The sequence below is a fragment of the Lactiplantibacillus nangangensis genome (assembly GCF_005405065.1).
GTDB classification, from domain to species: domain Bacteria; phylum Bacillota; class Bacilli; order Lactobacillales; family Lactobacillaceae; genus Lactiplantibacillus; species Lactiplantibacillus nangangensis.
Genome location: NZ_BJDI01000014.1, coordinates 36294 through 50178, shown reverse-complemented (window position 1 = coordinate 50178; position 13885 = coordinate 36294). Strand labels below are relative to the sequence as shown.

The following is a 13885-nucleotide window of genomic DNA, read 5'->3' as shown; positions in this document are numbered from 1 at the left end:
TTGAATTTTCTTTAATTTTCAACTAACATGTTGTTATTATTTAAACACATTGTTGATTAAATGTCACGATGTCGTTTTAGAATCTGAACTAGGGAAGGGATATAACATTGAAAGGGAGCCGTAGACAATTTACCATACAGGCTGTCGTTTGGTTGATCGTGATGGTGGCGGCCATCGTGTTCTTACCAAATGTCAGCAGTTTAGTCCGTGATAAGGGCCAAACCCAATTGCCAAGTAGCGCGAAGAGTCAAGTTGCGTCTGTGATTCAAAATCACTGGGGGCGTCATCAAAATAACACGCGTCAAGTGGTCGTCGTGTTCAATAATGGTGATAAGCCATTAACTGCGACTCAGAAGCAAAAAATCGATGGGACGATTCAACGCTTCAAAGTCCAAAAGTCTAAATATCATGTTAAATCAATGACCGCAGCGAGCGATAATGCCGCTGCAAAGAAACAATTGATTTCTAAAGATAAATCGACACAGTTATTACAACTAATGGTTGGTGAAAACCAGACTGTGACGAATATGACTAAAACTATCACGCAAGGGGCCAAAACCAGTGGCGTTAAAACGTACGTTACTGGGAGTGACATCTTAACTGACGACTTTACGCAAGAAACCGAAACTGGGTTACAGAAAACTGAAATTATCACGGTCGTCTTTATTTTCATCGTGTTAACGTTAGTCTTCAAATCACCGATTACCCCAATTGTGTCATTATTATCCGTTGGGTTATCGTTCATTATTTCGTTGAGCATTGTGATGAATCTAGTCGACAAGTTCAATTTTCCATTGTCGAACTTCACCCAAGTCTTTATGGTCGTGGTCCTCTTTGGGATTGGGACCGACTACAATATTTTAATGTTCGATCAATTCAAAGAAGAACTCAGTCATGGCGATAGTCCAGTCGCCGCGACTGGGCGAGCGTTGAAGATAGCTGGCCGGACGATTCTCTATAGTGGTTCCTCACTATTGATTGGGTTTAGTGCCCTAGGATTAGCCAACTTCTCGATTTATCGTTCTGCCGTGGGGGTTGCCGTAGCGGTTGCCATCCTCTTGTTAGTTTTGTTAACTTTGAATCCATTTTTCATGGCATTGCTGGGACCAAAGCTATTTTGGCCATCTAAGAACTTTGCTGGTGGTAGTACGAGCAAAATGTGGCGTGGCATTTCAAAAGGGTCCGTGCAGTATCCTTTGATTGCGTTAGTCGTGGTCTTAGGGGTCGCGGCACCATTTGTCTTCAACTACAGCAATCAATTAAATTATGATACTTTGGCAGAATTGAATGATTCGATTCCTGCTAAAAAAGGGTTCAAAGTGGTTCAAGCGCATTTCTCGAAGGGGACTGCGGAACCATCGACCCTTTATATCAAATCAGATCATGCTTTAAATAACGAAAAAGATATTAAAGCCGTAGATAACTTAACACGTCAATTGAAGAAGGTTAAGGGTGTCAAAACGGTTGCTTCTGTCAGTCAACCAGGGGGGTCAGAAATTAGTGACCTATACGTCAACAAGCAATTGGGGACGGTCACAACTGGGATGACCTCAGCAAGCAAGGGCTTAAAGAAGATTAGTAGCGGCTTAGACAGTGCCAATAGTCAACTGAAGGGCTCAAACATGTCTTCCGGTGTCAGCAGTGCTAAAGAATTAGCTGATGGTGCCAAAAGCCTTTCCGATGGGTTGGTCACTTATACGAACGGTGTTTATACCGTGAATAATGGGTTGGATCAATTAAGCAGTAAGACGGGGGCCTTGTCGAGTGGCGTGAACAAATTAGCGAATGGGTCACAACAAGTCACGACTGGGCTAAACACGTTAAATGGCAAGACTGGCACGTTAGCTAGTGCGACTAGCAAGTTAGCAAGTGGGTCACAACAAGTTAGCACCGGTTTGACTACTTTAAGTGGCAAGACTGGGACGTTGGCTGGTGCGACTAGCAAGTTAGCAAGTGGGTCGCAACAAGTCAGCACTGGTTTGAACACATTGAATGGTCAAACTGGGACGTTGTCAAATGGTGTTAGTCAGTTAGCCAGTGGCTCGAACACCTTAAAACAAGGTGTTGTTAAATATACTGATGGTGTTTATACGGTCAACAAGAACCTTAATACGTTGAACGATGGTACGGGTTCCTTAACGAGTGGTATCGCAGCCTTATCTGATGGGACTGGGTCATTATTGACTGGGACTAATAGTTTAACGTCCGGTTTGAAGGCATTGAGCGACAACAATGATGCTCTCAATTCTGGGACGCAAGATTTGGCAACGAGTGTTGGGACGTTACAAACGGGCGCCGCTACTGTGGCTACTGGTTTAAGTCAGATGGAAGAACAAGTTAAAGCAGCATCTGGCTCTGCGGACACGGCACAACTGACGACGTTAAAGAATAGTTTGAATGCAATCAACACGCAAATGCAGGCCCTAGTAGATGGGTCCGGAAATGTTAAAACAAGCATTTCTTCATTAACAACCACTGCAGATGCTTTAAGTCAGTCAAAATCTGGCATCAATTCAGATATGACTAAAATTAAGAGTGCTTTAGCCAGTGCCTCGAGCAAAGATGCAGCTGGTAACAGTACTAGCACGAAGTCGGTTAATGCGAATGCAGTAGCTTCTGCAGCAATTGCTGCGGCTGGTTCATCGGCAACTTCAGAACAGAAGGCGGCCATCAGTTCAGCCGTGACGTCACAAGTCAACGCCCAGAATAGTGCCAACACAAGTTCGACGGCAACGACTAAAGCTGGTTCTGCAACAACAGCTGATGATGGGTTACAAGCTTTGAACGATTTACAGACTCAGTTAGCTGGGATTAGTACGGCTGCTGATAAGATGCAAAAGCTGAGTGGTGAATTGAGTTCACTCTCAGACTTAAGCACTTTAGCAGCAGGGACCATTAAAGCTAATGAAGGCTCGTTAGAAGCAATTGCTAAACTCGAAACTGCGATTGCCCAAACGCAAAAGATCGAAGCGGCTTTGTCTGGGACGACGACAACGCCTGGCCTAGTTAGTGGCTCAAGTCAAATTGCCACTGGGTTAGATCAATTGAAGACCGGGACAAGTGGTTTAGCAACTAAGATGGGGTCTTACACGAGTGGTGTTGCCACGGCAGCAACTGGCGCTAATAAGATTAATAACGGGGTTTCAACTGTCAACAGCGGCATTAATACGTTGAGTTCGCAAGTTCCAACGTTGACTGGTGCCATTGGTGCCTTAGCAGCAGGGACCAATCAATTGGTTGCCAACTCTAGTGCCTTGAACAGCGGTGCTGCCCAAGTTGCCACAGGTAATGGTCAATTAAATACCCAAGTACCAGCTTTAGTTAGTGCCATTAGTCAGCTATCATCTGGCGCATCGCAAGTCGCCACAGGCAATGGTCAATTGAATGCTCAAGTGCCAACTTTGGTTAGTGGTATCAGCAAGTTATCAGCTGGTGCTTCTCAAGTGGCCAATGGTAACGCACAGTTGAATGCCCAAGTACCAGCTTTAGCTAGTGGTGTGAGTCAATTAGCGGCTGGTTCTGGTCAAGTTTCAACCGGTTTAACCACGTTGCAGGGCCAAGTACCAACACTTGTGAGTGCTATCGGTGCTTTAGATGCTGGGACGAATAAGTTGGCTGCAAATTCAGGGACGTTAACTGCCGGTGCTTCCCAAGTGGCCGCTGGTAACCAAACCATGTACACCACGTTACAAAGCTTGGTTAAACAGATGGGCACGTTACAAAAAGGATTGGCAACCGCTAGTGATGGGACTAAGACCATTAATAAAGGTGTTGGTTCAGCTAACAGTTACCTCGTTGGTTTGAAGAACTCTGATGCAGCGAAGACTTATTACGTTCCAAAGGCTACTTTGAAGAGTAAAACTTACAAGACGGCGTTGAACACGTACATGTCTGATAATTATCATGCCACGAAGTTAACGATCGTCTTGAAAGATAATCCTAGTTCTAAGGCAGCGATGAACAAGATCTCTGCTATCCAAACACAAGCTCAGAACACGTTGAAAGGGACGTCATTGGCTGGCTCGACAATCGCAATCGGTGGTCAAACTTCTGAAACCAATGATACCCAAGCCATCGCGTCGAGTGACTTTGTGCGGACGGCGGCAATCATGTTAATCGGGATCTTGTTAGCCTTAATGGTTATCACACGTTCTGTCCTACAACCGTTCTACATTATCGGGACCTTGTTATTGGCTTACATTATGTCCTTGAGTATTACGAAGTTGTTGAGCAGTATGATTATGGGTCAAGATATGTTGACTTGGAACACACCATTCTTCGGTTTCATCATGTTAATTGCCCTCGGGGTTGATTACAGTATCTTCTTGATGATGAAGTACCGTGAGTTTGATAATACGGCGGCGACGCCAAGTACCCGGATCGTTCGGGCAGCTTCGGTTATCGGTGCGGTCGTCTTATCCGCTGCCTTGATCTTAAGCGGAACGTTCGCGGCCTTGATGCCATCTGGTGTCTTGACCTTGATCCAAGTGGCGATGGTCGTGATTATCGGGTTGATTATCCTGGTATTCGCCATTCCAACGGTGATCCCAGCGTTGATTCGTTTGACTTATCCATTGACGGATAACATGGAAGATGAATCGACCACGGATGAACCGACGAAACGGTCACACAAATAAGTTGAAAAACTGAATCGTGCTTTGAAACGGTGTTTCTTAAATTGGTCGGCTGACTGATTTGAGACGCACCGTTTTTTGATATCAGTTAAAGAACGTATGTTCGAACTGGGCTTTTTATGGTATGCTGTAATCAAACTTAATCGATTAGGAAGGATGGCCGAAATGACTCGATGTGACTGGGCGAATTCAACGCCGTTAATGCAGGATTATCATGATCACGAATGGGGACGCCCACAGCATGACCAACAAAAATTGTTTGAATTATTGTGTTTGGAGACCTACCAGGCGGGTTTAAGTTGGCAAACTGTTTTAAATAAACGTGCCGCCTTTAAAGAAGACTTCTATGATTATGAGGTCAGCAAGGTGGCCGCCATGACTGACACGGATATCGAGCGGCTCTTACAAGATGCCCGTATTATTCGCCATCGTCAAAAGTTAGCGGCGACGATCAATAATGCTAAAGTGATCCAAGCTTGGCCGGCTGGCTCGACGTATGCAGATTGGCTGTGGTCGTTTGTCGATGGTCAGCCCATTCGGCAGGCGTGGACGAGTGCGGCGGAGATTCCAGCTACCAATGATTTAGCGAAGCGGGTTTCGAAAGCCATGAAGCAGCGCGGCTTTAAGTTTGTCGGGCCAACGACAGTCTATTCCTATTTACAAGGTGCAGGCTTAATTAATGATCATTTAGTGACCTGTGATTGGGCACCAGAAAAATTAAATTAGTAACTAAAAGGTGAAAAATAGTTGTTGATTGTTGCTTCCGGTTGTTATTGATAACATACGGACGAGGGACCGGGTCAAGCCTCAAAAAGATTGCGGTGAATTAAGTTAACCGCAATCTTTTTGCTTAATTCGGTTGTTTACAATTGAATTTTGCACCAACTAGATGTATATTTAACCCGTTGTTGAAAACGCTAACAATAATATTTTTAAAAGAAGGCTACTATCATGGTTAAAACGGTTGAAGCATCAGTCGCAATGTTAAAAGTTCTGGAAGCTTGGGGCATCAAGCAAATTTATGGCTATGCCGGTGGGTCATTTAACTCGACGATGCATGCATTGGACGTGGAACAAACGCGATTACACTATATTCAAGTTCGACATGAACAAGTCGGGGCACTGGCCGCAGCGGCAGAAGCCAAGCTGACTGGTAAAATTGGCGTGGCTTTTGGGTCTGCGGGACCAGGTGCGGTCAATTTGTTGAATGGTCTGTATGACGCGAAGGAAGATCACGTCCCCGTTTTAGCCTTGGTTGGCCAAGTTGCTCACACAAATATGAATTATGACTACTTCCAAGAATTTGCTGAAGAACCTATGTTTAGCGATGTGGCAGTCTTTAATCGGACAATCATGACACCAGAAAGTTTGCCCTATGTCGTGGATAAAGCGATTCGGACCGCTTATAAAGAAAAAGGAGTCGCGGTCGTTACGATTCCAAATGATTTTGGTTATGCGGAAATTCCAGATGTTGCATACGATTCAGCGAGTGTCCCTGCAGGTTTAGTGACGGCGCCTGCGATTCCAGATGACCAGATCGAACACGTTTTAGGCTTGATCAAAAAAGCAAAGTATCCCGTCTTTCACGTGGGACAAGGGACTCGCGGTGCCACCGAAGCGATGATGCAATTGGCAGATAAGCTGCAAGTGCCAATTATTATCACGGGTCTCGCTAAGGGCGTGATTCCAGATACCTTTGCCGGTAATATGGGGAGTGCTTATCGTGCTGCTTCGAAGGCTGCTGATGAACTCATGGCGATTACGGACTTGGTTGTTTCCGTGGGTGCTGACTACTCCTTTGCCCAAATCATGTATACAACGCATGATTTCAAATACGTCCAGATCGAATTGGATTCTGGCAAGTTTGGCCGGCATCATCATTTGGATTATGGTATTAATGGGGATGCGAAAGCTTTCATTAATCGGGCCTTAGCATTGAGTGAACCGGCCGCACCGTCACCGTATTATCAAGCGGCGCAAGCTGACATGGCAGCTTGGAAACAATATCTCCAGAAGTTAAGTAATCGGACGACGGACCCATTGGAATACGAACAAGTTTACCGTGAAATCAATCGGGTCGCAGCCGATGATGCCGTCTTTTCGATGGATGTTGGGGATAACACGATCAACAGTTTCCGGTTCTTACAAATGAACCCAAAGCAAAAATTGCTCACTTCAGCATTATTTGCGACGATGGGGGCTGGTGTCCCAGGTGCGATTGCCGCCAAGTTGAGTTATCCAGACCGGCAAGCCTTTAATGTTGCAGGTGATGGGGCCTTTTCAATGGTCATGCAAGACTTGCTGACCGAAGTGAAATACCAGTTGCCAATCTTTAACATCGTGACTTCTAATCAGACGCTGAACTTTATTAAGTCGGAACAAGAAGATGTGCCACAACCTTACTATGGTATCGATTTAATTGGCGCCGACTTTGCGATGATTGCGGAAGGCATGGGAGTCAAAGGGATTAAGGTTGAGCATTTTGATCAATTACATGGGGCGTTTGAAACGGCGATGGCTGAAATTAAGGCGGGACGACCCGTTTTGATTGACGCTAAAATTACGGCCAAGCGTGGTTTACCAGTTGAAATTTTAGATGTCGATCCACAAAAGACTTCGGCGGCTTCCGTCGCGACTTTTAAGCATCAATACGATGCTGAAGAGTTACAACCACTTTCAGCTTACTTTAGTCAATTCGGTGTGAAATAAACGAAATATGATTATTTTTTCTTGGTTGGATATGAATTTTATAGAGGTAATTATCTAGAAACCAATTTAGGTTTTAGATAATTACCTCTTTTTTGTCGACTTGATTTTTTAGATACCTTCTTTGAGGAATTTTACATAAGCAAAATTGTTGGTTTGACATTTGTTTATTTGATATTTAGATGAGATGGAGAATGATTACAATTTTTTCATTATTTATGAGATCTAGAATTGATTAATTGTAGGAGCGTAAATCAAATTGTGCTCAAACACGTTGAAATTAAAAAGGTAAAGTAAAGATAGTCCAAGAGGGGAGGCAGGCCAACATGAAGAGAATCATTGATTATATTTCTGACCAAATTAAAAGTCAGGAGTTCAGAGACCAGTACTCAATTATGATATTTCTAATTCTAGCTGTTCATATTACGATCAAAATTAGTATCAATTTTTAATGTAAAAGACAAGGGCGGCTGTAAATAGCTTCTCTTTTCTTTTTCAACCACCGCATCACAGCATTAGTAACCGCTTATCAAAAATATTCGGTGCTTAACCATTGAAAGACCCCAGTAAGGTCATAATTTAGTCCTTTTTACCCTGTAAATTGAGAGACGTTCAGAGCAAAGCAGGACTAATACTTATTTGAGGAGGATTAAGAATGAATTTTTTTAAACGTGCATGGCTTAATTTAACGGCGAAGAAGGGTCGTTCAATTCTTTTGATTCTGGTCACATCCGCTATTATGTTATTTGTTTTGGCCGGCCTGTTGATTCGGAACGCGGCCGATACGGCAACGAATAATGCCAAGCAAAGTGTCGGCGCGACCGTTACTTTATCGGCGAACCGGGAAGCGGCGTTCAAAAAGATGCGCAGTAGCACGTCGACCAGCAAGACCAGTCGACCGAAACTGACGACGTCACCGGTTAAGTTAAGCGACGCAGCCAAGATTGCCAAGCTTAATAATGTGGCAAGTTGCACCGCGACCGTTTCAACGTCAGCCAATGCAACTGGTTTTGACGCCATTTCCACATCTGGTTCTTCGGACAGTAATGGTGGTGGCATGAAAGGGATGGGTGGTAGCACGACGAGTTCCGGAGATATTGCGATTTCTGGGGTGACCTCAACTAGCGCTACTTCCGCTTTTGAAAACAGTTCTAGCAAGATCACTAAAGGCCGTGGCATCACAACGGCCGATGAGGGCACGAACAATGTCGTGATCGAAAGTGAACTGGCTAAGGAAGATAGCTTAAAAGTCGGCGACTCAATTAAATTGAAAGCCACGACTGGAACGAAGAAGACTTATACTTTGAAGGTCGTTGGGATTTATAAAGCCTCGTCTAGCACGAGCACCCAACAAGGTCCTGGCGCGACTGATCCGGCTAATAGTGTTTATACGTCTTATACTTTTGCCAACACGGTCAAAGGCGCTAAATATAAAAATACCGCTGATTCAGTGACCTTTAATGTTTCTGATCCAGCGAAAGTTAGTTCAGTTAAAACGGCTGGAAAAGCTTTGATCAACACGTCGAAATATTCGTTGACGACGGATGATAGCAGTTATCAAACTGTTAAAGCGTCGATGGCTAACGTGAAATCATTTGCCGATAAAATCGTTTGGTTAGTGGCGATTGCTGGGACGATTATCTTAGCGTTGATTGTCATCTTGATGATTCGGGAACGTCGTTATGAAATTGGCGTCTTGCTCTCATTAGGTGAAGCACGCTGGAAGATTGTGGCCCAATTCTTCACTGAAATGGTCATGGTTTTGATTGTTTCCATCGCGATTGCCGGTGCCGGTGGCAAATTTGTCGGCAATCAACTGGGCCAACAGTTGGTTTCACAACAAACGACTACCGCAACGACAACGAGCTCGACCAGTACCCAACAAGGCCCTGGCGGCAGTGGTGCTCCTGGTAGTAGCGGCACCGGGTCCGTTTCAGCGCAAAAACAAGCTGAATTAGACATTAATGTCTCGGTAATGGACTTAGTTGAACTCGGAGGTTTCGGGTTAGCAATTATGTTCTTATCCATTATGTTAGCGTCTGGTGGGATTCTGCGGCTACAACCGAAGAAAGTCTTGATTGATTAGAGAGGAGTTTTGACCATGTTAAAAGCGAATGATATTGGTTATTGGTATGATCGCCAAGAAAATAGTCTGTTCGAGCATGTGAACCTCGAATTTAAATCAGGACATTCTTATGCGATCGTCGGTCAAAGTGGTTCTGGAAAAACAACCTTCCTGTCGTTACTGGCGGGACTTGATAAGCCGCGTGCCGGTCAAATTGAACTGAATGGTGAGCCCATTAATCAGTTAGGATTGACCAACTATCGAAAATCGCATGTCGCAATCGTGTTCCAGTCCTATAATTTATTCACTTATATGTCGCCATTAAATAATTTGTTAACGGCGATGGCAGTGACCAGTTCCAGTCATAAAGGGGATAAAAAATTTGCGATGGACATGTTGCAGACCCTTGGGATTACGGATGAACAGATGACTAAAAATGTTCAGAAACTGTCTGGTGGTCAACAGCAACGCGTTGCCATTGCGCGAACCATGGTGTGTGATGCGAAACTGGTGGTTGCCGATGAACCGACTGGGAACTTGGATGAAGAAAATACACAATATGTGATTGAACAATTCCAAAAAATTGCCCATGAACAGCATAAATGTGTGATTATCGTCACCCATGAACCCGATGTTGCGGCGGCTTGTGATTATGCTTATCGTTTAGCCAAGCATGAATTTACTTTAGAAGCCTAAGCTAGAATCAAGCGCTCAACGTGGTCAAAACGGCCGTGTTGAGCGCTTTTTGGCGACTTCACGTGTCAGATTAATTGGTTAAGGCAACCAAGTAGTGTTACAAAGTATTACGAAAACGGGCTTTTATTACAACTGACCCCTAAAAATGTAACGTCCCATTGATACCACTGCAACACTGACCCGGTATACTAGATTTTGTTGATTGGTTGCGACTGATCAAGAGAATCATTGAACCTTATCGATAGAAACTTACAAAAAATTATAGGAGTGTTGTCTTTTAATGAAAGCTAAAAATCTTGTCTTATCAACTGTTGCTGCCCTAGGTTTGTTCGCTGTTACCACGACCGCCGCTAATGCTGCGACCGTCACAGTTAAATCTGGTGACACCGTTGCAAAAATTGCTAGTGACCATCAAACGACGGTTAGTGCCATCCAAAAAGCTAACAACCTAAAAAATGTTAACTTGATCTATGTTGGCGACCAACTTGAAGTCAATGGTGCTGCTACCACGACAACGACTGCTACAACAACTAATACGACGAGTCAAAATACGACTTCATCAACGACTCAAAACACGACTACTAGCCAAAACACGACTAACGCTAGCCAAAATACAACAACTAGCGCAAATACCGCTGCGGCAACGACCACAACATCATCAACAGATTCAAGTGATAGCTCAGCTAAAGCTTGGATTGCCAATAAAGAATCTGGTGGTTCATACACCGCTTCAAATGGCCAATATGTTGGTAAGTATCAATTGAGCTCATCATACTTAAATGGTGACTATTCAGCTGCCAACCAAGAAAAGGTTGCTAACAGCTACGTTTCATCCCGTTACGGCTCATGGAGTGCCGCAAAAGCGCACTGGTTAGCTAACGGCTGGTACTAAAATTTAGATAATTAACTTGGTCCGATTCACTGTCATGGTGGATCGGATTTTTTTATTTATTTAGTTGATAATTGCCGCTTCCGGTTGTTGCTGATAACATGCGGGCGAGGGACCGGGTCAAGCCTTAGAAACGTCTTGCCCCTCGCCCGGAAGTTTTGCCAAGCCCGAAAATCTCCCGGCCGGTCCGTGGTGTAAGACCGGGAATGCGCCGGTCAAACGCCACCTACACGCCCGATGCTATCAGCAACAACTTACAGCTAGTTAACTGTTTTGAGCAGTGATCCGTATGAAACGATTTTTCGCATAGCCAAAACTAGTATTACTGGATTCAGGGCAATTTTGATGTTTAGTTGTTTATAAAATAAAAGACTCGTCTAATTCTACTAACAACTAGAATTGGGCGAGTTTCTGACTTTAGTTTAAGGCTAGTGTTGAATTAAGTGTGAGATTCGATCAGCTTCAGTGATTGGCCGGATGACACGACAAGGATTCCCAGCGGCGACCACGTTTGCGGGAATATCTTTGCTGACCAAGCTATTCGCGCCAATGACACTGCCAGTTCCAATGGTTACGCCAGGCACGATGCAGACGTTGCCGCCTAACCAAACGTTGTCTTCAAGGGTAATCGGCAAGGCAATTTCGATACCAGTATTCCGTTCCGACGCGACTAAGGCATGATTGGCCGTGTAGAGTCCGACATTTGGCCCAATGAAGCAGTTTTCGCCGATAGTGATTTTCGCTTCATCCATGAGATAGGCGTTGCGGTTAATAAAACTGCCTTTGCCGATTGACGTGTACTTGCCGTAATCAGCCCAAATCGGATTCATGATCGTGACATCTGCAGCGCGATTAGGAAAGAGTTTTTCGAGTAACTGTTGTCGTCGGTCACTAGTCTGACCCAAGCGATTGATTTCGGTACAGAGCTCATCGGCTACGGCGCGTTCCTGGATGAGTGAGGGATCCCCATTCGGGTCGTACCACATTTGCGCAAAACACTTCTCTTTTTCAGTCATCTTTGAGTTGGTCATTGTTAGCCGTCCTTATTAGTGTATTTATTAAAATCTATTATAACTAATTTGTCTCAGGGTCGCACCAGTGAGCTGACCTGCTCATTAAAAAAGCCTGATTGGCCAAGCTCGCTGGAGCGGACTGACTAATCAGGTTATTTTTTAAATGGTAATTTTATTGTGGCGACTAAAGACATAGAGCGCTAAGACGAAAATCACGACGATTTCGGTTAACTGGACCCAAACGACCGTTGAAGATAATTGCAAACTGGTCGTCGGGTGAGTGTTGAAGCCGATAAAATCGTTCATCGCATGAATTAAGATGGGCCAAATTAGCGAGCCCGTCTTGTAATAAACGCCACAGAGTAAGAAACCAAAAGCAAAGGCGAATCCAAGTTGTAGTAAGGTAACACCAAAGCTTTGGTGCGACAAGTTAATGAGGTGTGACAGGCTAAATAGCAGACTGCTAAAGACGGTGGCACGTAATAGACCATGAGAGCGCCCATTTAAATCGGTGAGGAAGAGAGTGAATAAGACGCCCCGTGACAAATATTCCTCGAAAAGTCCGATTAACAGCACGGTGATAATGTTGACCACCACACCTTTGAAAGCCGGACCAATGGTTAAAACGCTAATGTCGAAAAAAAGTAGAATTAAAATTAAAGGCCAGACGACACCTAATTGTTTGCGCAGTCGCACCGGACTGATAAAGTGAACCGTTTGGCGGGACCAAACTTTATTCAGAATGTAGACAATCAGGAAGCAAACAACTTCTTGACTGATGACTTTGGTGAAGAAAGGAAGTTGGTGTAAACCAGTGTCCTTGAAAACTAGGCCAACGACAATGAGGGTGATGATCATCACGATCCAAAGTAGGCCAGCGGTACGAAATCGTTTCATTAAAAAATCCTCCATGAAAATTCAAAAAATACGTCATAGGTTAACGATACCCTTTTTGGCTGGTGCTTGAAAGGATAATTAACAAATTTATTGCGAAAGGTTCATCAAATTTGTCATGCAAAAAGCCTGAATTTATCCCACGCCAAACTAAAAAAAGCACCGCCGTAGCGATGCTTTCAAGGGATAACTAATTTAGTTTAGTACCAACCGTGAGCTTGTGAATGTGCTTTGGCAGCAGCCCATGAACCATAACGTGAAGAAACGTAGTTGTTAGCAACACGTTCTTGGTTAGCGGCTGAGTAGTCACCATTCAAGTATGACTTGCTTAATTGATACTTACCAACGTATTGGCCGTTAGTTGCTGAGTATGAACCACCAGATTCTTTGTTGGCAATCCAAGCTTTAGCTGAGTTTTCACTTGAGCTAGCGTTGTTGTTAGTTGCAGGTGTTGATTGAGTTGCGGCTGGTTTAGCAGCAACAGTTGTGTTTTGTTTTGGTGCCACATATGAAGAACTTGCAGCAGCTGCATGATAACTGTTTGAGCTTGAAACCGTTGCTTTAGGCGTGGTCGATACAGAACTAGCACTAGCTGAGTGAGTCGCAGTGGTAGTCGTTGCAGGTGTCGTCTTAGCAGCAACAGTTTGGGTGCTTTGAGTTGTCGTGGTTGCAGCAGTTGTATTAGCAACTGGAGTGCTGGTTGTTGAAGCAGCGGCAGTAGTGCCACCAACTTCAAGCTTGTCGCCAACGAAGATCAAGTTAACATTTGATAAATGGTTCGCATCGCGAATGGCGTTAACAGTTGTGTTATAAGTGTTGGCAATTTCAGCAACCGTGTCACCGGCTTTGACCGTTACAGTAGCGGCGTCAGCAGCAGTGGTTGTAGCAGCGAATAAAGCTAAAGCTGCGGCAGATGATAATACAAGATTTTTGATTTTCATAATGTGTATGCACTCTCCTATTAGTTGGATGGGTCGGTTTACTTATC

At 44.3% G+C, this 13885-nt stretch carries 9 protein-coding genes; 6 read left to right on the top strand and 3 right to left on the bottom strand.

What is annotated here, in order from left to right; genetic code table 11:
- Positions 1-107: 107 nt before the first annotated feature.
- The 6 genes from FFM70_RS11220 (at position 108) to apf (FFM70_RS11195) (ending at position 10993) form a co-directional block, all read left to right on the top strand.
- On the top strand, positions 108-4637 hold the full coding sequence (locus FFM70_RS11220) for an MMPL family transporter (protein ID WP_137616946.1): 4530 nt from the start codon (positions 108-110) through the stop codon (positions 4635-4637).
- Between the two features lie 162 nt (positions 4638-4799).
- On the top strand, positions 4800-5360 hold the full coding sequence (locus tag FFM70_RS11215) for a DNA-3-methyladenine glycosylase I (RefSeq protein ID WP_137616945.1): 561 nt from the start codon (positions 4800-4802) through the stop codon (positions 5358-5360).
- 225 nt (positions 5361-5585) lie between these two features.
- A complete protein-coding gene (gene spxB, locus FFM70_RS11210; protein ID WP_137616944.1) occupies positions 5586-7343 on the top strand; it encodes a pyruvate oxidase in 1758 nt (585 codons plus the stop codon).
- A 652-nt stretch (positions 7344-7995) separates the two neighbouring features.
- Entirely contained in the window at positions 7996-9426 is a 1431-nt protein-coding gene (locus tag FFM70_RS11205; protein ID WP_137616943.1) for an ABC transporter permease, read from the top strand.
- A gap of 15 nt (positions 9427-9441) precedes the next feature.
- Positions 9442-10101, top strand: coding sequence for an ABC transporter ATP-binding protein (locus FFM70_RS11200; RefSeq protein ID WP_137616942.1), 660 nt, complete (start codon positions 9442-9444; stop codon positions 10099-10101).
- A 280-nt stretch (positions 10102-10381) separates the two neighbouring features.
- Entirely contained in the window at positions 10382-10993 is a 612-nt protein-coding gene (apf, locus tag FFM70_RS11195) for an aggregation-promoting factor (RefSeq protein WP_137616941.1), read from the top strand.
- Positions 10994-11418: 425 nt separating this feature from the next.
- On the opposite strand, the gene FFM70_RS11190 is transcribed toward apf (FFM70_RS11195), so the two are convergent.
- The 3 genes from FFM70_RS11190 to apf (FFM70_RS11180) form a co-directional block, all read right to left on the bottom strand.
- Positions 11419-12021 (bottom strand): sugar O-acetyltransferase, encoded by a 603-nt coding sequence (locus FFM70_RS11190; RefSeq protein ID WP_223877488.1) that lies wholly within the window; start codon positions 12019-12021, stop codon positions 11419-11421.
- A 141-nt stretch (positions 12022-12162) separates the two neighbouring features.
- Positions 12163-12900 carry a CPBP family intramembrane glutamic endopeptidase gene (locus FFM70_RS11185; RefSeq protein WP_171002363.1) on the bottom strand — a complete coding sequence of 246 codons (738 nt, stop codon included), beginning with the start codon at positions 12898-12900 and terminating at the stop codon, positions 12163-12165.
- A gap of 197 nt (positions 12901-13097) precedes the next feature.
- A complete protein-coding gene (gene apf / locus FFM70_RS11180; RefSeq protein ID WP_137616939.1) occupies positions 13098-13838 on the bottom strand; it encodes an aggregation-promoting factor in 741 nt (246 codons plus the stop codon).
- Positions 13839-13885: the final 47 nt, after the last annotated feature.